This window comes from Variovorax sp. Root434 (assembly GCF_001426595.1).
In the GTDB taxonomy this organism is placed as follows: Bacteria; Pseudomonadota; Gammaproteobacteria; order Burkholderiales; family Burkholderiaceae_C; genus Variovorax.
Genome location: NZ_LMEK01000004.1, coordinates 1 through 22,646, shown reverse-complemented (window position 1 = coordinate 22,646; position 22,646 = coordinate 1). Strand labels below are relative to the sequence as shown.

General features: G+C 68.5%; 24 protein-coding genes. 14 read left to right on the top strand and 10 right to left on the bottom strand.

All coding sequences use genetic code 11. The features are described from left to right. Nucleotides 1–75: 75 nt before the first annotated feature. From ASD05_RS05690 to ASD05_RS05675, 4 genes are read right to left on the bottom strand one after another with little or no spacing between them, the layout of a single operon-like run. The gene (locus tag ASD05_RS05690) at nt 76–1,242 is read right to left on the bottom strand and encodes a mandelate racemase/muconate lactonizing enzyme family protein (RefSeq protein WP_056588904.1); all 1,167 of its coding nucleotides are present in this window, start codon (nt 1,240–1,242) and stop codon (nt 76–78) included. Between the two features lie 34 nt (nt 1,243–1,276). Next, nucleotides 1,277–1,990 carry an SDR family NAD(P)-dependent oxidoreductase gene (locus ASD05_RS05685; protein ID WP_056588900.1) on the bottom strand — a complete coding sequence of 238 codons (714 nt, stop codon included), beginning with the start codon at nt 1,988–1,990 and terminating at the stop codon, nt 1,277–1,279. Continuing rightward, nucleotides 1,980–2,951, bottom strand: a complete 972-nt coding sequence (locus ASD05_RS05680) for a Bug family tripartite tricarboxylate transporter substrate binding protein (RefSeq protein ID WP_056588898.1) — start codon at nt 2,949–2,951, stop codon at nt 1,980–1,982. Before ASD05_RS05680 ends, ASD05_RS05685 begins: the two co-directional genes overlap by 11 nt. A 49-nt stretch (nt 2,952–3,000) precedes the next feature. Further along, a complete protein-coding gene (locus ASD05_RS05675; protein ID WP_007829002.1) occupies nt 3,001–3,939 on the bottom strand; it encodes a dihydrodipicolinate synthase family protein in 939 nt (312 codons plus the stop codon). Nucleotides 3,940–4,051: 112 nt separating this feature from the next. Here ASD05_RS05675 and ASD05_RS05670 point away from each other — a divergent pair, with 112 nt between their 5' ends. After that, on the top strand, nt 4,052–4,978 hold the full coding sequence (locus tag ASD05_RS05670) for a LysR family transcriptional regulator (RefSeq protein WP_056588895.1): 927 nt from the start codon (nt 4,052–4,054) through the stop codon (nt 4,976–4,978). Between the two features lie 10 nt (nt 4,979–4,988). Here ASD05_RS05670 and ASD05_RS05665 read toward each other — a convergent pair whose 3' ends face one another. Both ASD05_RS05665 and ASD05_RS05660 read right to left on the bottom strand, forming a co-directional pair. Then, on the bottom strand, nt 4,989–5,660 hold the full coding sequence (locus ASD05_RS05665; RefSeq protein ID WP_056588892.1) for an RraA family protein: 672 nt from the start codon (nt 5,658–5,660) through the stop codon (nt 4,989–4,991). Between the two features lie 18 nt (nt 5,661–5,678). After that, complete coding sequence (locus tag ASD05_RS05660) at nt 5,679–6,893, bottom strand: aspartate transaminase (protein ID WP_056588889.1); 1,215 nt, start codon at nt 6,891–6,893, stop codon at nt 5,679–5,681. Between the two features lie 137 nt (nt 6,894–7,030). On the opposite strand from ASD05_RS05660, the gene nac reads away from it, so the two are divergent. The 12 genes from nac (at nt 7,031) to ASD05_RS05600 (ending at nt 17,137) form a co-directional block, all read left to right on the top strand. Beyond that, nucleotides 7,031–7,969 (top strand): nitrogen assimilation transcriptional regulator NAC, encoded by a 939-nt coding sequence (nac, locus tag ASD05_RS05655; RefSeq protein ID WP_056588885.1) that lies wholly within the window; start codon nt 7,031–7,033, stop codon nt 7,967–7,969. Between the two features lie 113 nt (nt 7,970–8,082). Next, nucleotides 8,083–8,511 (top strand): acetyl-CoA carboxylase biotin carboxyl carrier protein, encoded by a 429-nt coding sequence (locus ASD05_RS05650; RefSeq protein ID WP_056588880.1) that lies wholly within the window; start codon nt 8,083–8,085, stop codon nt 8,509–8,511. A gap of 13 nt (nt 8,512–8,524) precedes the next feature. Then, complete coding sequence (gene accC, locus ASD05_RS05645; RefSeq protein ID WP_056588877.1) at nt 8,525–9,877, top strand: acetyl-CoA carboxylase biotin carboxylase subunit; 1,353 nt, start codon at nt 8,525–8,527, stop codon at nt 9,875–9,877. Then, nucleotides 9,874–10,545, top strand: a complete 672-nt coding sequence (gene pxpB, locus ASD05_RS05640; RefSeq protein WP_056588874.1) for a 5-oxoprolinase subunit PxpB — start codon at nt 9,874–9,876, stop codon at nt 10,543–10,545. The genes accC and pxpB overlap by 4 nt, the downstream gene beginning before the upstream one ends. After that, nucleotides 10,542–11,522, top strand: coding sequence for a biotin-dependent carboxyltransferase family protein (locus tag ASD05_RS05635; protein WP_056588870.1), 981 nt, complete (start codon nt 10,542–10,544; stop codon nt 11,520–11,522). Before pxpB ends, ASD05_RS05635 begins: the two co-directional genes overlap by 4 nt. A gap of 245 nt (nt 11,523–11,767) precedes the next feature. After that, nucleotides 11,768–12,166 carry an acetyl-CoA carboxylase biotin carboxyl carrier protein gene (locus tag ASD05_RS05630; protein WP_056588867.1) on the top strand — a complete coding sequence of 133 codons (399 nt, stop codon included), beginning with the start codon at nt 11,768–11,770 and terminating at the stop codon, nt 12,164–12,166. A 21-nt stretch (nt 12,167–12,187) separates the two neighbouring features. Next, nucleotides 12,188–12,952, top strand: a complete 765-nt coding sequence (locus ASD05_RS05625; protein WP_056588864.1) for a LamB/YcsF family protein — start codon at nt 12,188–12,190, stop codon at nt 12,950–12,952. Between the two features lie 169 nt (nt 12,953–13,121). Next, on the top strand, nt 13,122–13,874 hold the full coding sequence (locus ASD05_RS05620) for an SDR family oxidoreductase (protein ID WP_056588861.1): 753 nt from the start codon (nt 13,122–13,124) through the stop codon (nt 13,872–13,874). A 38-nt stretch (nt 13,875–13,912) separates the two neighbouring features. Continuing rightward, nucleotides 13,913–14,614: an amino acid ABC transporter permease gene (locus tag ASD05_RS05615; RefSeq protein WP_007829015.1), complete on the top strand. Its 702-nt coding sequence runs from the start codon at nt 13,913–13,915 to the stop codon at nt 14,612–14,614. A 12-nt stretch (nt 14,615–14,626) separates the two neighbouring features. After that, entirely contained in the window at nt 14,627–15,385 is a 759-nt protein-coding gene (locus ASD05_RS05610; RefSeq protein WP_056588857.1) for an amino acid ABC transporter permease, read from the top strand. Nucleotides 15,386–15,435: 50 nt separating this feature from the next. Further along, nucleotides 15,436–16,170: an amino acid ABC transporter ATP-binding protein gene (locus ASD05_RS05605; protein ID WP_056589177.1), complete on the top strand. Its 735-nt coding sequence runs from the start codon at nt 15,436–15,438 to the stop codon at nt 16,168–16,170. Nucleotides 16,171–16,213: 43 nt separating this feature from the next. Further along, entirely contained in the window at nt 16,214–17,137 is a 924-nt protein-coding gene (locus ASD05_RS05600; protein WP_235507862.1) for an ABC transporter substrate-binding protein, read from the top strand. A 169-nt stretch (nt 17,138–17,306) separates the two neighbouring features. On the opposite strand, the gene ASD05_RS05595 is transcribed toward ASD05_RS05600, so the two are convergent. Genes ASD05_RS05595 through ASD05_RS05580 form a run of 4 tightly spaced genes read right to left on the bottom strand, consistent with a single transcriptional unit; the run spans nt 17,307 to nt 22,255 of the window. Further along, entirely contained in the window at nt 17,307–19,691 is a 2,385-nt protein-coding gene (locus tag ASD05_RS05595; RefSeq protein ID WP_082571966.1) for an LPS-assembly protein LptD, read from the bottom strand. 31 nt (nt 19,692–19,722) lie between these two features. Then, nucleotides 19,723–20,412: a response regulator transcription factor gene (locus tag ASD05_RS05590; RefSeq protein WP_056588854.1), complete on the bottom strand. Its 690-nt coding sequence runs from the start codon at nt 20,410–20,412 to the stop codon at nt 19,723–19,725. A 4-nt stretch (nt 20,413–20,416) separates the two neighbouring features. Further along, nucleotides 20,417–21,175, bottom strand: coding sequence for a nuclease-related domain-containing protein (locus tag ASD05_RS05585; RefSeq protein ID WP_056588851.1), 759 nt, complete (start codon nt 21,173–21,175; stop codon nt 20,417–20,419). An 18-nt stretch (nt 21,176–21,193) separates the two neighbouring features. Beyond that, entirely contained in the window at nt 21,194–22,255 is a 1,062-nt protein-coding gene (locus ASD05_RS05580) for a hypothetical protein (protein ID WP_157609961.1), read from the bottom strand. Between the two features lie 230 nt (nt 22,256–22,485). Between ASD05_RS05580 and ASD05_RS29930 the strand changes: the two genes are divergently transcribed. Beyond that, on the top strand, nt 22,486–22,646 hold a 161-nt coding region (locus ASD05_RS29930; protein ID WP_157609959.1), incomplete at its 3' end, for a porin.

The following is a 22,646-nucleotide window of genomic DNA, read 5'->3' as shown; positions in this document are numbered from 1 at the left end:
TCGCCGGGGGCGACAACTGCAGGCCGGCAAAGCCGGTTCCGCGGTGCCCCACGAACAGACCGGCCGTGCTTGCTTTCAGGCTGCTAGTGCGCGCATCTCGGCGATGAGGTCCGCCTTGCCCTCGAAGCCGATGCCCGGCAGCGGCGGCAGCGTGACGTAGCCGTTGTCCACCTTCACGCCGTCGGGGAAGCCGCCGTAGGGCTGGAACAGGTCGGGGTAGCTCTCGTTGCCGCCGAGCCCCAGGCCCGCCGCGATCGCCAGCGACATCTGGTGGCCGCCGTGCGGAATGCAACGCGAGGGCGACCAGCCGTGTGCCTTCAGCATCTCGAGCGTGCGCAGGTACTCCACCAGCCCGTAGCTCAGCGCGCAGTCGAACTGCAGCCAGTCGCGGTCGGGGCGCATGCCGCCGTGGCGGATGAGGTTGCGCGCGTCCTGCATCGAGAACAGGTTCTCGCCCGTGGCCATGGGGCCGGCGTATACCTCGCCGAGCTTGGCCTGCAGTTCGTAGTCGAGCGGGTCGCCGGCTTCCTCGTACCAGAACAGCGGGTACTGCGACAGCGCGCGGCCGTAGTCGACGGCCGTCTGCAGGTCGAAGCGGCCGTTGGCGTCCACCGCCAGCTGCTGGCCGGGGCCGAGGATCTTCAGCACCGACTCGATGCGCTCGCAGTCTTCGGCCAGCGTGGCGCCGCCGATCTTCATCTTCACCACCGAGTAGCCGCGCTCCAGGTAGCTGGTCATCTCGCGCTGCAGGCCTTCCAGGCCCTTGCCGGGGTAGTAGTAGCCGCCGGCCGCGTACACGAACACACGCGGGTCCGGCGTGCCGGTGCCGTAGCGCTCCGCGAGCAATTGGTACAGCGGCTTGCCGGCGATCTTGGCGGTGGCGTCCCACACGGCCATGTCGATGGTGCCCACGGCCACCGAGCGCTCGCCGTGGCCGCCGGGCTTCTCGTTGATCATCATGCGGGCCCAGATCCTGTGCGGATCGAGGTTGTCGCCGGTCTCGTCGAGCAGCGACGCCGGCTCGGCCTCGAGCAGGCGCGGCAGGAAGCGCTCGCGGATCAGCCCGCCCTGGCCGTAGCGGCCGTTGGAGTTGAAGCCGTAGCCGACGACGGGCCTGCCGTCGCGGATCACGTCGGTGACCACGGCCACGAGGCTCAGGGTCATCTTCGAGAAGTCGATGTAGGCGTTGCGGATGTCCGACTTGATGGGACGCGTGGACTCGAGGATGTTGACGATTTTCATGGTCGGTGGTTCTGGAGAAGAAAGAGGAGACAGTTCAGCGGTGCAGCGACGAGCCGCCGCAGATGGCGATGTCCTGCCCCGTGATGGCCGCCGCGTGCGGCGACAGCAGGAAGGCCGCGAGCGCGGAGATTTCCTCGGGCTGGATCAGCCGGCCGATGGGCGGCAGGCGCGGCGCGCTGCCCGCGCGGGCCGGGTCCTGCAGCATCGAGGTCTGCGTGGCGCCGGGCGACACCACGTTGACGGTCACGCCCTGCGCCGCGACCTCCGCGGCCCAGCTGCGCGCGAGCGCGATCAGCGCTGCCTTGGTGGCTGCGTACTGGCCGCGGCCGGGCAGGCCCTGCGCGACGCGGCTGCCGACGAACACCACGCGGCCGCGGCCGCGCGCGGCCATCGCGGGCACGAGCGCGTCGGCCAGCCGCGTGGCCGCATCGACATGCAGGCGCCACATCAGCTCGCCGCCCGCGTGGTCGAGCGCGCCCAGCGGGCCGACGCGCAGCACGCCGGCCGCGTGCACGAGCGCTTGTGCGTCCTGCAAGTCGCCCGTCGCACGCGCGATGGCACCGGCATCGCACAGGTCGACTGCCACATGCACGAAGCCCGCGTGGGTCAGCGTGGGCGCGGCCAGGTCGATCCCGCTCACGCGCCAGCCGTCTTCGAGCAGCCGCGAGGCGATGGCGCGGCCGATGCCGCCGCTGCTGCCCGTCACCACAGCGTGTGGAGGCAGGGGCGGGGCGGCCTCATTCGACATGGATGTTGCCCTCCACGATGATCTTCTTCGAGCGTTCCATGTCGGCCTGCTGGAACTTGACGAAATCGTCCACGCTGCCCGGCGTGAGCAGCAGGCCCTGCGCGTTCAGCGTCTCGCGCATGTCTGTGCCCAGCGCCTTGTTGACCTCGGCGTTCAGCCGCTGCGTGACGGCGGCCGGCAGCTTCGCCGGACCCCACAGGCCGTACCAGCTGTAGAACTCGTAGCCCGGGATGCTTTCGCCCACCGTGGGCACGTTCGGCAGGCTCGCGGCGCGCGCGGCCGAGGTGACGGCGATCACCTTCAGCATGCCGCTCTTGTGGTACTGCAGCGAACCGAGGATAGGGTCGATGAAGCCGTCGATCTGCCCGCCGATCAGGTCCTGGAACGCAGGCGCGGTGCCCTTGTACGGCACGATCAGGTAGTCGAGGCCGCCGCCCGCGCGCTTGAGCAGCTCGGTCGACAGGTGGCCCGCCGATCCGATCGAGCCCACCGCGAAGGTCATCTTGCCGGGGTGCGCCTTGGCATACGCGATGAGCGACTTCACGTCGCTCACCGGCAGGTTCTTGTTGACGGCCACCGACAGCGGCGCCTTCGCCACCAGCGCCACCGGCGTGAAGTCCTTCACCACGTCGTAGGGCACGGACTTCATGGTCATCGGCGCGGTGGTGAAGGTCGAGGCGTTGAACAGCAGCGTGTAGCCGTCGGCCGGCGCCTTCGACACCACGTCGGCGCCGATGACGCCGTTGCCCCCGGCGCGGTTCTCCACGATGAAGCTCTGGCCCGTCTGCTCGCCGAGCTTCTGCGCCAGCAGGCGGCCGATGGTGTCGAGCGTGCCGCCCGGCGGAAACGGGATCACCATGCGCACCGGCCGGCTGGGCCAGGTCTGCGCGAAGCCGGTGGTGGATGCGGCGGCCAGCGCGAGGGCGGCCAGCGCGGTGCGCAGGAAATGATTGCGTTGCATGTCTCTTGTCTCCTTGTGGTTTTCATCGGGGCACCGCGGCCCCGTGGGTTCAGCGCTTCGAGAGGCCTGCCTGCTCGACGGCGGCGCGCAGCGCATCCATCTCGCGTGCGTTCGGCGCCTCTGTCGGCGGACGCACGGTGGCGTTGTCGAGCACGCCGGCGAGGAACATGCCGCCCTTCATGCGCGCATGCGCCTCGCCGGTCGGCTCGCCGCCGCCGTACACCGCGTCCTTCAGCGGCGTGATGAGCGCCTGCACCGCCATCGCCTTCTTCAGGTCGCCGGCCTTCACGGCGTTCCACAGGTCGATGATGAGTTGCGGGATGAAGGTCGCGAAGCCGACCAGCGCGCCGTCGACGCCCTGCACCATCGAGGCCAGCAGGTACTCGTCGTGGCAGGTCAGGATGGCCTTGGACGCATCGGCCTCGCGGATCGCCTGGATGTCGCGGGCGTACTTGTTCATATCGCGCTGGCCCACCTTGAAGGCCTGCAGGTAGGGCAGGCGGGCCAGCTCCGCCAGCAGCTGCGACGAGTAGGAGGCGCGCGTCCACGCCGGGTACACGTGGCAGACCAGGTCCAGCTCCGGCGCGGCGCGGTGAATGGCCTCGAAGTACTGCAGCGCATGGCCGGGCGTGAAGCCGAAGCGCAGCCAGTGGTGCGGCGGCATCACGTCGAGCGCCACGGCGCCGGCGGCCTGGGCCGCGCGGGCGTGCTCGGCGGCCTCGGCCAGGCCTTCGCACACGATGGACGAGATCACCGGCATGCGGCCGCGCAGCTCGTCGGCCACGATGCGCGTCACTTCGGCGCGTTCGGATGGCGTCAGCGAGAACACTTCGCCGGTGTGGCCGTTGGTCATGATCGCCACCACGCCGTCGTGCCCCGCGAGCCACGAGGCCAGCTTGCGCAGCGCGGGTTCGTCGATGCGGTGGTCGGCCGTGAAGGGGCAGGAAATGGCGGGAATGATCCCGCGATAATTCGCGATGGAAGGCATGCTGTGTCTCCGTGGTGGTTCAAGGTGCAGGAATGGGTGCATCTTTTGCCGGCGGGGCGTGGGCCGTCCAATACTCGAATCGCATACAACTATTCAACCGACCGCGCTGCGCATGGGCCCTGGCAATCGACCGCTCGACCTCGAATGGCTGGAAGATTTCCTGGCCCTGGCCGAGTCCGGCAATTTCTCGCGTGCGGCACAGGCGCGCTCCATCGCGCAGCCCGCCTTCAGCCGCCACATTCGCTCGCTGGAGGAATGGGTCGGCGTCGACCTGTTCGACCGCAGCGCGCACCCGACGGCGCTCACGGCGGCGGGCAAACGCTTCCAGCCCCTGTTGCAGGAAGTGCTTGCCGGCCTGCAGGCCGCGCGCATCAAGGCTCGCGCCGCGCACGACCTCGACGCAGCCAGCCTGAGCTTTGCAGCCACGCACGTGCTGTCGCTGACCTTCTTCCCGCGCTGGCTCGGCACTGTCGAATCACGCCTGCACATGGGCCCGATCCAGACCGTCTCCGACAGTTCGTACGCCTGCGAAGACCTGATGCTGCAGCGCCGCGTGCAGTTCGTGCTGTGCCACGGCCATGCGGGCGCGCCGGGGCGGCTCGACGAGGCGCAGTACCCGGTGCAGCGGTTGAGCGAAGACGTGCTGGTGCCGGTGTCCGCGGCGGACGCGAAGGGCGCGCCGCTGCACGTGCTCGGCACGGGCCGGTCGCCCGCCGTGCTGGCCTACAGCGAGGCCTCGGGCCTGGGGCGGATCATGCGAGCGATCCAGGACAGCGAGTTCGGCAAGGACTTCGCCGCGTCGCTGTCGGTGGTCTTCACGGCCCACCATGCCGCGCTGCTGCGCACCATGGCACTCGAGGGCCGCGGCCTCGCGTGGCTGCCGATGAGCCTGGTGGCGGAAGACCTGCGCAGCGGCGCGCTGGTCGATGCCGGCGCGGGCGGCTGGCGCGTGCCGGTGGATATCCGCCTGTACCGCCAGCAGGCGCAGATGGCGCCGGTGGCCGAGGCGTTGTGGGGGCTGGTCAGCGAGACCCGCTGATCAGTCCGTTTCAGTTGGCGCAGCGCGCCTCGAGTGCATCAAGGAAGCTGCGGTCCCAGCGGCCTTCCTTCATCGCCGCGATGGTGCGCGCTTCCGTCTCCAGGTGCGCGCGGGCTTTCTCGATCAGCAGCTCGGCCTCGTCGGGCGAGAAGGCCATCAGCCCGTCCTGGTCGCCCACCACGATGTCGCCCGGGTTCACGATCATGCCGCCCACCGACACCGGCACGTTGATCTCGCCGGGGCCGTCCTTGTACGGGCCGCGGTGGTTCACGCCGCGCGCGTACACCGGGTAGTCGCGCTCGCGGATCTCGGCCACGTCGCGCACGGCGCCGTCGAGCACCAGGCCCACGGTGCCGATGGTCGCGGCATAGAACGACAGGATGCCGCCGATCACTGCGTTCGTGACGTCGCCGCCCGCGTCGATCACCAGCACGTCGCCGGGCCGGCAGAACTCGAAGGCGCGCATCGGCGTGAGGTTGTCGCCGCCGCGCGTCTTCACGGTCACAGCCGTGCCCGCCATGGTCTTGTGCCCGGGGCGGTGGTACGGCTGCAGGCCCACGCTGCCGATGTTGCGGTGCATGTTGTCGCTGAGCGCGGCCACCGGGATGTCGTGCAGCGCGGCGATGATGTGCGGCGCCACCTGCGGGGCCGACGGGTTCTTGCGGATGGCTTTGTAGGGCATGGGTTCGTCCTTGTGAATTCAGTGCAGTGCAGCCACGGCGCGCGCGATGCGCTTGCAGCCTTCTTCCAGCGTCTCGATCGACGTGGCGATGGACAGGCGGAAGTACGGCGACAGGCCGTATGCGGTGCCCGCGACCACGGCCACGCCCTCGCTTTCGAGCAGGTACATCACCACGTCGCCGTCTTCTGCCAGGCGCTTGCCCTCGGGCGTGGTCTTGCCGATCAGGCCGCCGCAGTTGATGTAGAGGTAGAAGGCGCCGGGCGGCGTGGCGCAGCCCAGGCCGGGAATGGCGTTGATGAGCGCCAGCGTGCGGTCGCGCCGCTGCCTGTACACGGCCACGCTCTCGGCCACGAAGCTCTGGTCGCCGTTCAGCGCGGCCGCGGCGGCTGCCTGGCTCACCGAGCAGCAGTTGCCGGTGGACTGTGACAGCAGGGTGTCCAGTGCCTTGATCAGGTCCACCGGCCCGGCCGCATAGCCTATGCGCCAGCCCGTCATCGCGTAGGTCTTGGAGACGCCGTTCACGATCAGCGTGCGGTCGCGCAGCGCGGGCGCTTCCACGAGGATGTGAGGCGTCGTCTCGCCGTCGAAGCGGATGTGCTCGTAGATCTCGTCGGTCATCACCATCACGTGCGGATGGCGTTGCAGCACCTCGGCCAGCGCGCGGTATTCGGCCGCCGTGTAGCTGGCACCGGTCGGGTTGCTCGGCGAGTTGATCAGCAGCCAGCGCGTGCGCGGCGTGATGGCCGCCTCCAGCTGCGCGGGCGTCAGCTTGAAACCGTTCACCTCGGGGCAGGCCACGGTGACGGGCGTGCCCTCGCAGGCCAGCACCATGTCGGGGTACGACACCCAGTAGGGCGCGGGAATGATCACCTCGTCGCCCGGCTCCAGCGTGATGGCAAAGGCGTTGTAGATCGCGCTCTTCGCGCCGCTGGTGGCGATGATCTCGTTCATCGCGTAGCGCAGGCCGTTCTCGCGCTCGAGCTTGGCGGCGATGGCTTCGCGCAGCTCCACCGTGCCCGCCATCAGCGTGTAGCGCGTGGCGCCGCGCTCGATGGCAGCGGCCGCGGCCTGGCGGATGTGGGGTGGCGTGTCGAAGTCGGGCTCGCCCACCACGAGGTTCACGATCGACTTGCCCTGCCTGCGCAGTTCGTTGGCGCGGTCGGCGGCCGAGGTGCTGGGTGAGGGCTTGATGCGCCGTACGCGGGCGGCAATGCGGGAGGTGGTGGCTTGCATGGACCGAACGGTACGCACATCGATCGGGCGAGGCCAAGACGACTTTTCACTGGTCGTATAGGCGCAGCTTATGGTGAGTCCCCCTACCGGCCGCGCAGGGGCGGTGCTAGGCTTGGCTTTTGCTTCGGGGACAAGGCGTGAACCTGCGACGCCTCAAATATTTCGTGAAGATCGTGGACATCGGCAGCCTCACGCAGGCGGCCGAAGTCCTTTTCATTGCCCAGCCCGCGCTGAGCCAGCAACTGGCCACGCTCGAGGGTGAGGTGCGCCAGCAGCTGCTGGTGCGCACCAAGCGCGGCGTAACGCCCACCGAGGCCGGCAAGGTGCTGTACCGCCATGCGCAGATCATCCTGCGCCAGTGCGAGCAGGCCCGTGTCGACATGGAGGCAGCCGGCGAGGGGCTCTCGGGCCAGGTGTCGGTGGGGCTTGCGCCCGGCACGGCCGCGTCGGCGCTGTCATTGCCGCTGCTGCGCACCGTGCGCGCGCGCCACCCCGGCATCCTGCTCTACCTGAACGAGAACTACGGCACCACGCTGAGCGAACTCATCATGAACGGCCGCATGGACCTGGCCGTGCTCTATGGCGACAAGGCCATCCATGGCCTCACCTTCGTGCCGCTGCTCAAGGAGCCGCTATTCCTGGTCGGGCCGGCCGCGATGCCGGCGCCCTCGCAGCCGGTGAAGCTGGCCGACCTGCGCGACATCGAGCTCTTTCTGCCGCGCCCGTACAACGTGGTGCGCAAGCTGGTCGACGCGGCCTTCGTGCGCGCGGGCATGGTGCCGCGCGTGGTGGCGGAGATCGAATCGGCCTTCACGCTCACGGCCGCCATTGCCGACGGGCTGGGCGCCACCATCCTGCCCGCGTCGATGGCGCGCGAGGTGGTCGCGAGCTGCGGAGCCTGGCAATTCCCTATCGTCGACCCGGTCATCGAGGCGCCGCTGGCGCTGTGCCAGTCCGACCATCTGCCGCTGTCCGAACCCGCGCAGGCCGTGAAGGACATCCTGCTCGAACTCGTGGTCGACCTGGCCGGCAAGGTTGCGTCGACGCCCGAACCCGAGCTTGCCGCGCTGTCATAAGCCGGCCTTATCCCGGCACAGCCATTCCGTCTTGGGCTTTGTGCCCATGGCCCGTTACCTTTCATGCATGCCGTCACGCGTTCGCGGAACGCGTCGGCCACCACAGCCCCGGCATGAAGCAGGAACAGATCAAGACGCTCATCGACGCTTTGGCCGCATCGGACCTGGCCGAGCTGGAATTCAGCGAGAACGGCAGCACGCTGCGGCTGGTGAAGCTGTCGGCGCTGGCGGGCGCGTCCGCTGCGCCGAGGCAGCCTGCCGCGCGCAGGGCGCCGAGGCACTCCCCTGAAGAAGCAGCGCCGCTCGACGCTGCCGAATGCCTCGCCCCCTTGCACGGCGTGGTGCACCTGCAGCCCGCGCCCGGCGAGCCGCCCTTCGTGCAGCCTGGGCAGGCCGTGGAAGCGGGCCAGCTGCTGTGCGTGATCGAGGCGATGAAGATGTTCAACGAGGTCCGCGCCGAGCGCGAGGGCACCGTGCGTCAGGTGCTCGTGCGATCGGGCGAGGAAGTGGAAGCGGGGCAGCCCCTGTTCCGCTTCGAATGAGGAGGCACGCGCGATGTTCGATACCGTGCTCATCGCCAACCGCGGCGAGATCGCCCTGCGCATCCAGCGCGCCTGCCGCGGCCTCGGCCTGCGCACGGTGGCCGTGCACTCCGAGGCCGACCGCGATGCGATGTACGTCGCGCAGGCCGACCAGGCGCTGTGCATCGGGCCGGCGGCGCCGGGCCTGAGCTACCTGAACCAGTCCGCCATCCTGTTCGCCGCCGAGGTGAGTGGCGCGCAGGCGATCCATCCCGGCTACGGCTTTCTTTCGGAGAACGCGGGCTTCGCCGCACGCGTCGAGGAAGCGGGCCTCGTGTTCGTCGGGCCCAGTGCCGCCTGCATCCGCACGATGGGCGACAAGGTCTCGGCCAAGCGTGCGATGCGCAAGGCCGGCGTGCCCTGCGTGCCCGGTCCCGACGAAGGGCTGCCCGAGGACCCGGTCGCCGTGCTCGCCCTGGCACGCGGCATCGGCTACCCGGTGATCGTGAAGGCCGCGGGCGGCGGTGGCGGCCGCGGCATGCGCGTGGTGCACGAAGAAGCCGCGCTGCTCGACGCCATGGCCCTCACGCGCGAGGAAGCGCGCCAGGCCTTCGGCAACCCCGAGGTCTACATCGAGAAGTTCTTGCTGCACCCGCGCCACGTCGAGATCCAGGTGCTGGCCGACAGCCATGGCAACGCCGTGTGGCTGGGCAGCCGAGACTGTTCGCTGCAGCGCCGCCACCAGAAGGTGATCGAGGAGGCGCCCGCGCCCGGTATCGATGACGCGCTGATGGCCGAAGTGGGCGAGCGCTGTGCGGCCGCATGCCGGCAGATCGGCTATTGCGGCGTGGGCACCTTCGAGTTTCTCTACGAGAAGGGCGCCTTCTATTTCATCGAGATGAACACGCGCCTGCAGGTCGAGCACCCGGTGACCGAGATGACCACCGGCATCGACATCGTGCAGCAGCAGCTGCGCATGGCGCGCGGCGAGCGCCTCTTGCTCGCGCAGGCCGACGTGCGCTGCCAGGGCCACGCCATCGAGTGCCGCATCAATGCCGAGAACCCCGACACCTTCGCGCCCGCGCCCGGCCGCATTACCGGCTGGCAGGTGCCCGGTGGCTTCGGCGTGCGTGTCGATTCGCACGCGGGCGCCGGCTACCGCGTGCCGCCGTACTACGACTCGATGATCGCCAAGCTCATCGTGCACGGCGACACCCGCGCCGATGCGCTCGACCGCATGCGCCTTGCGCTGGCCGAGACGCGCATCGAAGGCATTGCCACCAACGTGCCGCTGCACCGCGCGCTGCTGCGCGACGAGGGCTTTGCCGCGGGCGGCGTCGACATCCACCACCTCGAACGCTGGCTGCAGCAAAGGAGCGCGGCGTGAGCGCACAGACATCTTCGACCTCACCGTCCACCAGCCTGCTGGGCACCACCGCGCTGCTGTTCGAAGCGCCCGGCGACATGAGCCTGCCCTCGCAGCAGCGCATCTGGGCGCTGGCCCACGAGGCCGAGACCTGGCCCGAAGTGCGCGAGGCCGTGCCCGGCATGAACAACCTGATGCTCACCTTCACGCGCGCGCCGCGCCACCTCGATGCGCTGCGCACGCGCCTGTGCGACGCCTGGGACTCCGCCACCGCCATGCCGCGCGAAGGCCGCGTGGTCGAACTCCCGGTGGTCTACGGCGGCGAGGGCGGCCCGCACATGGCCGACGTGATGGCGCACACGGGCCTGGGCATCGATGCCATCGTCGAGCTGCACAGCGCGCCGCTCTACCCGGTGTACGCGCTGGGCAGCCACCCTGGCTACTGCTACCTGGGAGGCATGGACCCGCGCATCGCGACGCCGCGCCGCAAGGTGCCGGTGCTGAGCATTCCGGGCGGCGCGGTGTCCATCGGCGGCGCGCAGACCGGCGTGTCGGCATCGGCTGGCCCCAGCGGCTGGAACACCATCGGCAGTACCTCGATGGTGTTCTTCGATCCGGCGCAGGACCCGCCCGCCATGCTGCAGCCGGGCGACATGATCCGCTTCCGCGTGGAGGGCATCGTCCGATGATCGAAATCCTTTCCTCGGCCGCGCTCGCCACCGTGCAGGACCTGGGGCGCACCGGCAGCCTGCGCTGGGGCGTCGGCACCTCCGGCGCCATGGACAACCTCGCGTTGGCCGCCGGCAACCTGCTGCTGGGCAACGAACTGGGCGCCGCCGCCATCGAGGTGCCGGTGTTCCCGTTCAAGGTCCGTTTCGCCGAAGACTGCGCGTTCGCACTCACGGGCGCCGACTGCGCCGCCCGCCTCGACGAGCAACCGCTGCTGCCCTGGTGGGTGCACCAGGCGCGCGCCGGCCAGGTGCTCACGCTGGGCCTGCCGCAAGGCGGCGCGCAGCGCGGCAGCCGCGCCGTGCTGTGCGTGGCTGGCGGCATCGACGTGCCCGAGGTACTGGGCTCGCGCAGCACGCAACTGCGCGGTGCCTTCGGCGGGCACGAAGGGCGCGCGCTGCGCAAGGGCGACGTGCTTCGCGCCGCCGGTGCGGGCAGCGCCTGCCGCACCGGCTTCGGCCTCGTGCCGCCCGCGCTCGCGCTGCCGCTGCAGCGCGACGGCGTCGCGGCCGTGCGCGTGCTGCCCGCCGCCGAGTACATGGCCTTCGAGCCGGCTTCGCGCCACGCCTTCTGGTCCGCCGAATGGAAAATCACCCCGCAGAGCGACCGCTACGGCTACCGCCTCGAAGGCGAGCCGCTGCGCCCCATCGCGCCGATGGAACTGCGCTCGCACGGCATCGTCCCCGGCGTCATCCAGGTGCCGCACAGCGGCCAGCCGATCATCCAGATGCGCGATGCCCAACCGTCAGGCGGCTACCCCAAGTTCGGCACAGTGATCGAGGCCGACATGTGGCGCCTCGGCCAGGCGTCCATCGGCAGCCGCATGCGCTTCATCGAAACCACGTGGGACGAGGCGCTGGACGCACTCGACGAAGTACGCGCCTGGCTCGACAAGGTGGCGCGCGTGGTGGAGCTGCATCGGAGTGCGCCTCGATGAAAAGCTGTCTTTCTGTTCGTTGTGCTGCTTGTTCGGGGGGCGCTCACGCCGACGGGGTACCTTGCTCCGCGAATGTCCCCCGGCCTGCGGCCTCCTCCTTTATTTCGCTGCGCAAGGCACCCCGCCAGCGTGATCACAGGGCACCGGGTGCTCCCCGCAGCGAAATAAAGGAGGAGGCGAAGCCGGGGGACATTCGCGGAGGGGAGTACCCGGTGGCCTGTGCACGCACCCCCGAAGGAACTGACATGCAGGACACCGCACTCCGCATCCCGCAGCTGGCTGCCTGGCTGTCAGGCACCGACATCGGCCTGCTCGAACTGCGTACGCCTGCAGGCACGCTGCGCCTCGGCCGGCTGGGCGACAGCATCGTTGAACTGCCGGTGGAAGAAGCAGAGGAGCCGGAACTCCTGCCGATCCACGCCCCCTCGCTCGGCGTATTCCTGCACAGCCACCCGCTGGCCGCCGCACCGCTGGTGCGCATCGGCCAGCGCGTGGAGGCCGGCCAGACCGTAGGCCTCCTGAAGATCGGCCCGCTGCTGCTGCCGGTGACCGCACCGCAGCCCGGCATCGTCGAACACATCCGTGTCGACGATGCCGCCACCGTCGGCCACGGCACGCCGCTGGTCGACCTGCACCCCCTGTGAAAAGACGTGAAGGACACCCCCATGGACATCGACCTGAACGCAGACCTCGGCGAAGGCTTCGGCCCCTGGCGCATGGGTGAGGACGAAGCCCTGCTGGACATCGTCTCCTCCGCCAACGTGGCCTGCGGCTTCCACGCGGGCGACCCGGTCATCATGGACCGCACCGTTCGCATGGCGCTCCAGCGTGGCGTCGATGTGGGCGCGCACGTGGGCTTTCCCGACCTGATGGGTTTCGGCCGCCGGCAGATGCAGATCGAGACGAAGGAACTGGTGGCCTATGTGCTCTACCAGCTCAGCGCGCTCGATGGCATGGCCCGCACCGCCGGCCACCGCATGACGCACATGAGCTTCCACGGCGCGCTCGGCAACATGGCCGCCGCCGACGCCGCGCTGGCCGAGCCGCTGGTGCGCGCCGTGGCCGACTTCGACCCCACGCTCACCGTCAGCACCTCGGCCAGCCGCGCCATCGAGAATGCCGCCGAACGTTGCGGCCTGCGCGTGCGCACCACCTTCCTGGCCGACCGCGCCTGCGGAGACGACGGCCTGCTGGTGCCGCGCAAGCTGCCCGGCGCCGTCATCCACGACCGCGACGCGGTGCTGGCGCGCGTGCGCCAGCTTCTCGAAGAGGGCACCGTCACCAGCGTCACCGGCAAGAAGATTCCGATGCGTGTGCATTCGATCCTGCTGCACGGCGACACCCCCGGCGCGGTGGAGCTGGCGCACGCCGTGCGCGGCGTGGTCGAGCTGGCGGGGCGCGTGGTGCCGATCTCCAGGCAATCGATCTGACGGAGCGCAAGGGCACGAACATGGTGCTTACCCTTAGTCATATGCACGGATGCCGGGCGACATAAGGGCGGCTTATCTCTCCACAGCCATTCCGTCTTGGCGCCGCGCACGGGCGCTGGCTACAGTGAATTCCAGGCAGACGTCTGCCGTCTCAACGAAAGAACACAACATGCCGTTTTCCGACTACAAGACCGCGCTGGTGACGGGAGCCTCGTCGGGCATCGGCGCCGCCGTCGTCGAGCGCCTCAGCAAGGAGGGCCTGCAGGTGCATGCGCTCGCGCGCAGCGCCGACAAGCTGGCCGACCTGGCCGCGCGCACCGGCTGCGTGCCGCACGCCATCGACGTCAGCGACCTCGAGGCGGTCACGCGGCTGACCAGGGAAATCGAATTCGACGTGCTGGTCAACAACGCCGGCGTGGACCGCCCGGGCTCCATCCTCAAGGCCGACGCCGAAGGCATCGACCTGCTGGTGGACGTCAACCTGCGCGCCGTGCTGCACCTGTGCCGGCTCGTGGTGCCCGGCATGGCGGCGCGCGACCGCGGGCACGTGGTCAACATCAGCTCTATCGCCGCGGCCTACAACTTCGGCGGCAACAGCACCTACCACGCGACCAAGGCGGCGGTGAGCATGCTGTCGCGCCAGCTGCGCATCGACTGCTTCGGCAAGCGCGTGCGCGTCACCGAGATCTGCCCGGGGCGCGTGGCCACCGACATCTTCGCGCACGTGCACGGCGACTCCGAGGACACCTACAAGCGCTTCGTGGAGGGCTTCGAGCTGCCGCAGGCAGAGGACATCGCCAGCGCCATCGCCTTCGCCATCGCGGCGCCCATCGCGGTGAATGTGGGCCACATGGAAATCACGCCCACGCTGCAGGTGCCCGGCGGCCTGTCGACCACCCGGCCGGAAGCGCCGCAGGCCTGAGCGGCAGCAGCCCCGGCAGCCACGCAAAGGAACAGCCCATGAAGGACTTCGACCTGCTGGCGATCCTGCTGAAACCGGAGTTCGGCGCCATGCTGCTGCACGGCCTGCAGGAGACGCTGAAGATCGCGGCGGGCTCGTGGCTGCTCGCCATGACCATGGCCATCGTGCTGCTGGTGGTGCGGCTCACGCCGAACCGCATCGCAGAGCGCGTGGTGGCCGGCTACGTCTCCTACCACCGCAACGTGCCCACGCTGGTGCAGCTCATGTTCTGGTACTTCGGCATCTTCAGCCTGCTGCCCGACGCGCTGCAGGGTTGGCTGTCGGTGCACAACGCCGAGCGGCTGCTGTCGATCGTCGCGCTCGGGCTGTGCCAAGCGGCGTACTTCAGCGAAGACATGCGCTCCGGCCTGCGCGCCATTCCCGCCGGGCAGGCCGAGGCGGCGCGTGCGCTGGGCCACGGCTATATCGGCTCGATGCGCCACGTGATGCTGCCGCAGGCCATCCGCAACGCGGTGCCGGCGCTGGTCAACCACAGCGTGTCGCTCTTCAAGAACAGCAGCCTGGCCATGGCCATCGGCGTGGCCGAGCTGACGCACGCGGTGAAGGAAATCGAGAGCCAGAGCTTTCGCACCTTCGAGGCCTACAGTGTGGCGACGGTGCTGTACCTGCTGTGCTCGCTGATCATCATGGCCGTGGGCGGATGGCTGGCGCGGCGCTACCGCATCGCCGGTGCAAGGTAAGCGAGGCACCCGATGTACAGCGTCTACGAAATTCTTCGCGACAACTGGCTGCTGCTGCTGGTCGGGCAGTACCCCACCGGCCCGCTCGGCGGCATCGTCGCCACGCTGATCCTGTCGGTGCTGGGCATCGTGCTGGCCTTCCCGCTGTCGGTGCTGCTCGCGCTGGCGCGGCTGTCGCCCTGGCGGTTGCTGAACTGGCCTGCTGCCGTGCTGGTGTACGTCGTGCGCGGCGTGCCGCTGCTGATGGTGATCCTGTGGGTCTACTTCCTGGTGCCGATCCTTATCGGGCGGGACGTGTCGGGCTTCACCACCATGCTGTGCACGCTGGTGATCTACGAAGGCGCCTACCTGTCGGAGGTGGTGCGCGCCGGCATCCAGTCGCTGCCCAAGGGCCAGGGCGAGGCGGCGCGCGCGCTGGGCCACAGCCACCTGGGCACCATGTGGTACGTGATCCTGCCGCAGGCGCTCTACAACATGCTGCCGAGCATGCTGAGCCAGTTCATCTCCACCATCAAGGAGACCACGCTGGGCTACGTGATCAACGTGCAGGAACTCACCTTCGCGGCCAACCAGATCAACAACCAGCTGCTGACCAAGCCGTTCCAGGTGTTCTTCATCCTGGCGATGACCTACTACGTCGTCTGCTTCAGCCTGACGCAGCTCGCGCAATGGCTGGAGCGGCGCATCGCGTACAAGCGGCTCGGCGCCGCGGCGGTGAAGTCCGCCGAAGACGGCGCGCCGCTCCCGACCCCTGTGGTGACGCAGCCATGACGCCCGTTCCACACCCCGCAGGGCAACCAGTGCCCGCCAAGGACGACACCATGATCCTGTTCTCGAACATCAACAAGTGGTACGGCGACTACCAGGCGCTGGCCGACATCAACGCCGAGGTGAAGAAGGGCGAGGTCGTGGTGGTCTGCGGGCCCTCGGGCTCCGGCAAGTCGACGCTGATCCGCACCGTGAACCGGCTGGAGGAAGTGAAGTCGGGGAAGCTGCTGTTCGACGGCCACGACATCCATGCGCCCATGAGCAGCAAGGCCCTGAACAAGCTGCGCAGCCGCATCGGCTTTGTGTTCCAGAGCTTCAACCTGTTCCCGCACCTCTCGGTGCTGGAGAACATCATGCTGTCGCCGATGCGGGTGCTCGGCGTGAAGCGTGTCGACGCGAAGGCCAAGGCCGGGCAGCTGCTCGAACGCGTCGGCCTGTCGAACAAGGCGGGCGCGTACCCGGCGCAGCTGTCGGGCGGGCAGCAGCAGCGCGTGGCAATTGCCCGCGCGCTGGCGATGGAGCCGCCCGCCATGTTGTTCGACGAGCCCACCAGTGCGCTCGACCCCGAGATGGTCGGCGAGGTGCTGTCGGTGATGCGCGGGCTGGCGCACGACGGCATGACGATGATGTGCGTCACGCACGAGATGAACTTCGCCCGCGAGGTGGCCGACCGCGTCTGGTTCATGGACGCGGGGCGCATCCTCGAAACGGCCGACCCCGCCACCTTCTTCGGCAGTCCGCAGCATCCGCGCGCGCAGCGCTTCCTGTCGGACCTGCGCGCGCACTGAATCCCCACCCGCGTTTCCCTTCGCAATCTCCCAGGAGTCCACCATGTCGAACAAGACCGTCTTCCGCCTCGCCGCCATCGGCGCCTGCCTTGCTGCGTCGTCCCTGCAGGCGCATGCCGACCAGTGGAGCGACATTGCCCAGCGCAAGGAACTCAAGTGCGGCACCTTCGCCGACGTGCCCCCGTTCGCCGCACCCGACCCGAAGACGCGCGAGATGGTGGGCCACGACGTCGACCTGTGCCATGCCGTGGCCAAGGAGCTCGGCCTCACCGCCAAGGTCACGCCGCTGTCGGTGGAAGCGCGCGTGCCCGAGGTGAAGCTCGGCCGCGTCGACGTGACCATCGCCAACCTGGCCTACACCAAGAGCCGTGGCGAGCAGATCCAGTTCAGCGACCCGTACTACGTGGCCAAGGAAATGCTGGCCGTGAAGGCCTCCGACCCCGGCACGGCCAAGGCCGACTTCAAGGGCAAGCGCCTGAGCTCGACCAAGGGCTCCACCTCCGAGCTGTCGATCAAGATGAACGGCTCGGAGCCGGTGACCTTCCAGGACACGGGCTCGGCCTTCATGGCGGTACAGCAGAACAAGTCGGTCGGCATGGTCGCCAACACCATGACCATCACCAAGCTGGTCAACCAGTCGAAGACCGAAGGCGTGGCGCTGAAGATGATCAAGGACCCGATGGTGCTGCAGCCCATCGGCATCGGCATGAAGAAGGACGAGCCCGCGCTGCTGGCCAAGGTGAACGGCGCGCTCTATGCGCTGGAGAAGTCGGGCGAGCTCGACCGCATCTGGGCCAAGTGGCTGGGGCCGAACACTGAATACAAGATGGTGCGCGAAGAGAAGGTCACGCCGCTGGCTGACCTGAAGTTCGAACTGTCACGCCGACGGGGTACCTTGCTCCGCGAATGTCCCCCGGCCTGCGGCCTCCTCCTTTATTTCGCTGCGCAAGGCACCCCATCGGCGTGATCGATCAGAGCACTGGTTGATCGGCCGCAAACCAGCAGCGTGTCCAGTGCACAGGACACCGGGTGCTCCCCGCAGCGAAATAAAGGAGGAGGCCGCAGGCCGGGGGACATTCGCGGAGGGGAGTACCCGGTGGCCTGTGCACACGCCCTGAACAAGACCACAAGAGCACTCAGTCGTAGTTGGTGAAACGGCTCGGTTCCTGCGTCTGCGAATTCAGCGGCTGGTAGCCCTGAATGTTCTGCAGCAGCGTGCTCGTCGGGTTCGAGCCGACGTTGCCGAAGCCGTTGAACTGGATCTGGAACATCAGCCGCGTGTCCGGCGTCGTGCGGCCCGACACCAGCCGTTCGAGCACGACGCGCCCGACCCAGCAGCAGGCGTTGTACTCCGCGCCGATCAGGCTGTCCGACATCGCGCGGTCGTGCAGGCTGTAGCTCAGCCGCCCCACCGCATACCAGCGCCCCGGGTCGCCGGGTTTTCTTTCGCCGAAGAGCCCTCTCGTCAGCTCGCTCAGCGGCCATTGCCAGTTGAAGTCGATCGTCTTCGTGCCGTCGTTCGCGGTCGTGCTGCTGTCCGCCTGGTAGCGGTAGGCTGCGGTGAGCGTGTGATACGGCGCGGGCGTGTAGCGCAGGGTGAGCGCGTCGCGCGAGCTCTTGCCGGTGTCCATGTTGTATTGCGCGACGCCGTCGATGCTCCACTTCGGGTTCCAGTGCACCAGCCCGCCGACGATGAAGTCGCCCGTGCGGTCGGTCACGGCGGTGCCGCTCGGCAGCGTGACGTTCTGGTCGCTGAAGCGAAAGCGCTGCGCGATGCCGAAGCGCGCCGACTCGGCGCCCGTGGCCGGGTCGATCAGGCGCGTGCTCACGCCCGTGGTCAGCGTGTTCGTGTCGGAGATGCGGTCGTTGCCCGAGAACGCGTTCTCGGTGTAGAGCGTGGCAAAGCTGATGTCGTTGGCGGCGGTGTCGTACACCGGCAGCTGGCTCTGGTCGCGGTAGGGTGTGTGCACGTAGAAGGCGCGCGGCTCCAGCGTCTGCCGCCAGGCGCGGCCGAACAGGTTGGCGTCGCGCTCGAACACCAGGCCGCTGTCCAGGCTCACGGTCGGCACCACGCTGCTGATGGAGGTCGCGCCGCTGGCCAGCGGCGAATCGAGCTGGTAGGCGGCCGTGTGCAGCAGCAGCTTGGGAATGATGTAGCCGCCCGGCGTGACCCACGGGCGGCTGATCTGCAGGTTGCCGACCACGCGCTCGCCGTTGGGCTGCTTGATGCCGTTGAGCGTGGGCGAGTAGGCCGAATCGACCTCGAAGCGCGTGTAGTCGAGCGTGCCCGACACGTCGAGGCCGTGCCAGTCGTACTTGTTGTAGTTGGCCGTGATCTGCGGCACGCGGTTGTACGAGGGCGTGATCGGCGAGGCCGCGTACTGCAGCGTCTGGTAGGAGAGGGTGCGCGCCTGGCCGCTCCAGTCGCCCTTGCTCCAGTTGAGGTCGGCCTCGTTCGTGAGCGTGCGCGAGGTCAGCGTGGGCGTGTGCGAGAAGTCGCGCCAGTAGTCGTCGTCGCTCACGCGATTGATGTTGAACGAGGTGCTCAGCGAGTCGAGCCCGAAGGGCTTGGGGTCGAACTGCTGGGTGTGCTTGGCCCACAGGCCCCAGCGGTTGCGGTCGCGCAGGCTGTCGCCGGGCATTTCGTCGATGCGGATCTGGCCGCTGTAGGTCTTCTCGAGGTAGCGGAACTCGGTGCCGAGGTTCACGCCCCGGCTGCTCATGATCTCGGGGTACAGCGTGAGGTCGCGGTTCGGTGCGATGTTCCAGTACCAGGGCTGCAGGTACTCGAAGCCATTGGTGCTGTCGAAGCCGATCACCGGCGGCAGCAGGCCGCTCTTGCGCGCGTTGTTGAGCGGAAAGCTCACCGATGGCAGCGAGGGCGTCGTCACGCCGAGGAAGTTGATCTGCGCATCGGTCGCGATTGCGACGTTGCTCTCGGTGTCGGTGGTCAGCGTGACGGCGGTGAGCATCCACGCGGGCATCCAGCCCGCGTAGTTCTCGCGCAGGCAGGTGGTGTAGGTGGCGTGCCGCGCCACAGACACCTTGGGGTCGACGAAGTCGATGCGCTCGGCCTCGCCGTGCGCGCCGTTGGCCAGCAGCGTGTAGCGCACGTGATCGAAGAAGCCCTCGAAGCTCTCGACCTTCAGGTGCAGCTCGGGGCCTTCGTACACGTTGCCGGCCTGGTTCAGGTGCACGCTGCCGATGGCCGTGGCGAGGTCGCCTGGCGGCTGGTATTCGAGCCGGTCGGCCGTGATGCGCGTGTCGCCGCGCCGCAGCGAGGCGTTGCCTTCGACCACCACTTCGAGGTCCGGGCGCCCGCTGAGCCTGTCGCCGTCGACCAGGCTCGGGCGCGAGCCTCGCTCGGTTGGCGGGATGGTCTCCGCGAGCTGCGGCGTGCGGCGCAGCATCATCGGCGCCTCGGTCCATGTGTCCTGTGCCGAGGCCGCCTGCGGGCGCAGCAGGAGCAGCGACAGCAACACCATCGGCGGCAGCGGAAAACCGCGCCAGCGTAGTTTCATGAGAGAAGATTTCTTGGAAGCCGGCGTCGGGTCAGGCGCCTTGCCTGGCCTGCGATTCCCATGCAAAGCCCACGCCGTAGACCGAGCGGATCCAGTCGTGCGCGGTCGAGACGGTGGCCAGCTTCTTCCTGAGGTTCTTGATGTGGGTGTCGACCACGCGTTCGTTGACGTCCAGCGCCTCCGGGAACGCGGCCTCGAGCAGCTTCGAGCGCGTCAGCACCCGCCCGGGCTCCTGCGAAAGCGCGCGCAGCAGCAGCGACTCGCGGCGCGTCAGCGGCAGGTAGTGCCCGTCGAGAATCGCGCAGCCGCGTACCGCCCCGAAGGTGATCGGCACCGAAGGGCGCACGACGCTGCGGCGCTGCGCATAGCGCCGCAGCACCACGTGGATGCGCACCGCGACTTCCTTCGGGGAAAAGGGCTTGCACACGTAGTCGTCCGCACCCAGCTCGAAGCCGCGCAGCCGGTCGGCTTCGTCGCCGCGCGCCGTCAGCATGATGATCGGGTGGTCGCTGCGTGCACGGACCTTCTCCAGGATCTGCAGGCCGCTGACATGCGGCAGTTCGACGTCGAGCAGGGTGAGTGCCGGCGGCGAGGTCAGGACGCGATGCAGCGCGACCGCGCCGTCGTCGATGTGGTCGACCTCGTGCCCGGCGCGATGCAGCTCGTCCAGCAGCACCGACGCGGCCTCGCGCCCTTCCTCCACCAGCAGGATGCGGCTCATCGCGTCACTGAAGTTTCAGGACGCCCGGATGCGCCGCCCTGGCCGGGGCCTGCGTGCTCCTGTCGCGGCAGTTCTTCATGTGGTCGTCGACCGTCAGGTCGCCCTGCAGGTCGGTCAGCAGCCGCAGCGTGCGGTCGATGGCGGCGTCGTCGAGCAGCGGGTAGCCCTGCTCGGTGCGCCCGTTGTTGCGCGCCACGCGCGCGATATAGGGCAGGTCCTGCGGCGTGATGACGACGGACGGCATCACGCCTTCGAGCTCGACGCCCTCGAACGGCAGCAGCACGAAGTACTGCACGCGCAGGTCGGGCGGCATCAGGCTGCGCAGGTGCGTGGTCTTGCGGCCGCACTGCCAGGCCGGGTCTTTCACCTCGCGCGCCAGCGAATGCCCATGCTGGCGCAGGAACCAGCGCGGCAGCGCCTGGGCCGAGGTCTTGCGGTACACCACCGCGTTGCGCCAGCCCTTTACCTCGAACAGGTACACGCCAGCCTCGCACACCAGCGCCACGTCGAAGCGGGCCGTGGGCACGGCGCTGCCTTCGTACATGGGAATGACGAGGTCCCGCAGCACGTGCAGCCGCCCGAACGCGGGCTGGAATGCGCTGGTGAGCTGCTGCATGCCGAGCGTGGTTGCCATGCTGCTCGCCGGCTCGCCGTCCGGAGCGCACACGCGGCGTGCGAGCGCGGCGGTGTCCGGCTTCTGATGTCCTTGGCCGGCCAGCGTGAGCAACGGGCGGGCGGAAACTTTGTGCAAGGCAGTGGTCATGTAAGGCTCCTTCGAACTTCAAGGATTGCGCAACTTTCGGGAGACTTTGTGCAGAAACGGCAATTGCTCGGCCTGCGCCGATCGCGCGCCCGCAACCGCATCGATCGATGCGCCGTTTCCGATGCTTCCCATGAGGACGACCCATGCGAGCGCCAGCTCGCCGTTGGCCGCAGCAAGCACGTGCAGGTCGAGCAACAGGCCCTGGAAGTCCTCCATCAGCTGCACTTCGGAGATGTCGCCGCGGTCGCGATGCTGCTTCGACGCCTCGAAGCCGGCCCTTGCATTCATGACGCGCGCGTACGCGGTGTTCGCGATGTCGCTCTGCATCCGCAGGCGGTGCAGCGCCCCGGCGACCTGCTCGCGCGCCTGCACGACCGCGTGCGCGTAGGGAGGCTCGCCGGGCACTTCGATGTCCTGCGCTTCGTCCGTCGCGTCGATGACGCCAGCGGGCATCGCGGCCGGGTCCGCACCGTAAAGAGCAGCGGCCAGGTTGATATCGTTCCTGTTGGCCAGCACGGACATCGGAAGTTCGCGCGGCACCTCGGCCGCGAAGCGGGGCAGCGCCTTGTCGTGCAGTGCGTCGGCAAGCATTTCATTCATTGAGGCTTCCGACATGTGGCATTGCGCGGCCAGGTACGTGATGTAGTTGGCGCGCTGCGCCTTCAGCTTGCCGATGGTTGTCTCTGCGCTGGCCTGCCGTGCTGCGAGCTGCTTCGCAAAGTCGTCGTGCGGCAGCGTGCTGCCCTGGATGAGCGCAGACTGCCGCACGACTGCGGCGTGCGTGTTCTCCAGATAGAGCAACTCGAGCGTCTTCACCTTGAGTGCGATGTAGGCCGCGGCCACGCCGGATTCGGTGGCGCCCTGCGATGCGGCCATCAGCCGGTTCATCGCGATGTCCTCGAAGCCGGCCCACCAAGGCTGCGCGCTCGCCTGCGTTTGTGTTTGCGCACGCGCCTTGTGGTCGACGAACATGCCCGCCGCGAGCACCGAGGTGGAGTGAACCATCGCGATGCTCGTGCTGGCGCATGCGATGGCCAATGCACCGCACATCGCCGCCATCAGGATTCGTGAACGCTTCACCTGTGAGTCTCCAGCTTCGTCATGCGTGGATCTTTTCAGGCGAATTGGGAGAAATTTGAAGGACCTCCGGATCGGCCTGCCGCGCGATGCGCGCACGGTGTGATGTGCGCGCACAACACTCGATGCGGCAGAGAACCGATCCACCAAATTCCTCCCGATTTGGACGAAACCATGCGTACAGCCGGTCGATACCGAACGGCCGCATCAGACCTGAAACTGGAGAACCCTGAATGAAGAAAACCCTCACGGCATTCGCTGCCCTGGCCGTCTGCGGGCTGGCCTCTGCCCAATCCTCCGTCACGTTGTTCGGCGTCGTCGACGCGGGCCTGACCTACCAGTCGGCGACCTCGCGCGACGCGACCACCGGCGCATCGGTGAAGTCCAGCAAGAC

Bases quoted from the DNA above. Each gene is read 5' to 3' on its own strand.
- ASD05_RS05690 (WP_056588904.1), bottom strand. From the start codon at position 1,242: ATGAAAATCGTCAACATCCTCGAGTCCACGCGTCCCATCAAGTCGGAC.
- ASD05_RS05685 (WP_056588900.1), bottom strand. From the start codon at position 1,990: ATGTCGAATGAGGCCGCCCCGCCCCTGCCTCCACACGCTGTGGTGACG.
- ASD05_RS05680 (WP_056588898.1), bottom strand. From the start codon at position 2,951: ATGCAACGCAATCATTTCCTGCGCACCGCGCTGGCCGCCCTCGCGCTG.
- ASD05_RS05675 (WP_007829002.1), bottom strand. From the start codon at position 3,939: ATGCCTTCCATCGCGAATTATCGCGGGATCATTCCCGCCATTTCCTGC.
- ASD05_RS05670 (WP_056588895.1), top strand. From the start codon at position 4,052: ATGGGCCCTGGCAATCGACCGCTCGACCTCGAATGGCTGGAAGATTTC.
- ASD05_RS05665 (WP_056588892.1), bottom strand. From the start codon at position 5,660: ATGCCCTACAAAGCCATCCGCAAGAACCCGTCGGCCCCGCAGGTGGCG.
- ASD05_RS05660 (WP_056588889.1), bottom strand. From the start codon at position 6,893: ATGCAAGCCACCACCTCCCGCATTGCCGCCCGCGTACGGCGCATCAAG.
- ASD05_RS05650 (WP_056588880.1), top strand. From the start codon at position 8,083: ATGAAGCAGGAACAGATCAAGACGCTCATCGACGCTTTGGCCGCATCG.
- accC (WP_056588877.1), top strand. From the start codon at position 8,525: ATGTTCGATACCGTGCTCATCGCCAACCGCGGCGAGATCGCCCTGCGC.
- ASD05_RS05635 (WP_056588870.1), top strand. From the start codon at position 10,542: ATGATCGAAATCCTTTCCTCGGCCGCGCTCGCCACCGTGCAGGACCTG.
- ASD05_RS05630 (WP_056588867.1), top strand. From the start codon at position 11,768: ATGCAGGACACCGCACTCCGCATCCCGCAGCTGGCTGCCTGGCTGTCA.
- ASD05_RS05625 (WP_056588864.1), top strand. From the start codon at position 12,188: ATGGACATCGACCTGAACGCAGACCTCGGCGAAGGCTTCGGCCCCTGG.
- ASD05_RS05620 (WP_056588861.1), top strand. From the start codon at position 13,122: ATGCCGTTTTCCGACTACAAGACCGCGCTGGTGACGGGAGCCTCGTCG.
- ASD05_RS05615 (WP_007829015.1), top strand. From the start codon at position 13,913: ATGAAGGACTTCGACCTGCTGGCGATCCTGCTGAAACCGGAGTTCGGC.
- ASD05_RS05610 (WP_056588857.1), top strand. From the start codon at position 14,627: ATGTACAGCGTCTACGAAATTCTTCGCGACAACTGGCTGCTGCTGCTG.
- ASD05_RS05605 (WP_056589177.1), top strand. From the start codon at position 15,436: ATGATCCTGTTCTCGAACATCAACAAGTGGTACGGCGACTACCAGGCG.
- ASD05_RS05600 (WP_235507862.1), top strand. From the start codon at position 16,214: ATGTCGAACAAGACCGTCTTCCGCCTCGCCGCCATCGGCGCCTGCCTT.
- ASD05_RS05595 (WP_082571966.1), bottom strand. From the start codon at position 19,691: ATGAAACTACGCTGGCGCGGTTTTCCGCTGCCGCCGATGGTGTTGCTG.
- ASD05_RS05590 (WP_056588854.1), bottom strand. From the start codon at position 20,412: ATGAGCCGCATCCTGCTGGTGGAGGAAGGGCGCGAGGCCGCGTCGGTG.
- ASD05_RS05585 (WP_056588851.1), bottom strand. From the start codon at position 21,175: ATGACCACTGCCTTGCACAAAGTTTCCGCCCGCCCGTTGCTCACGCTG.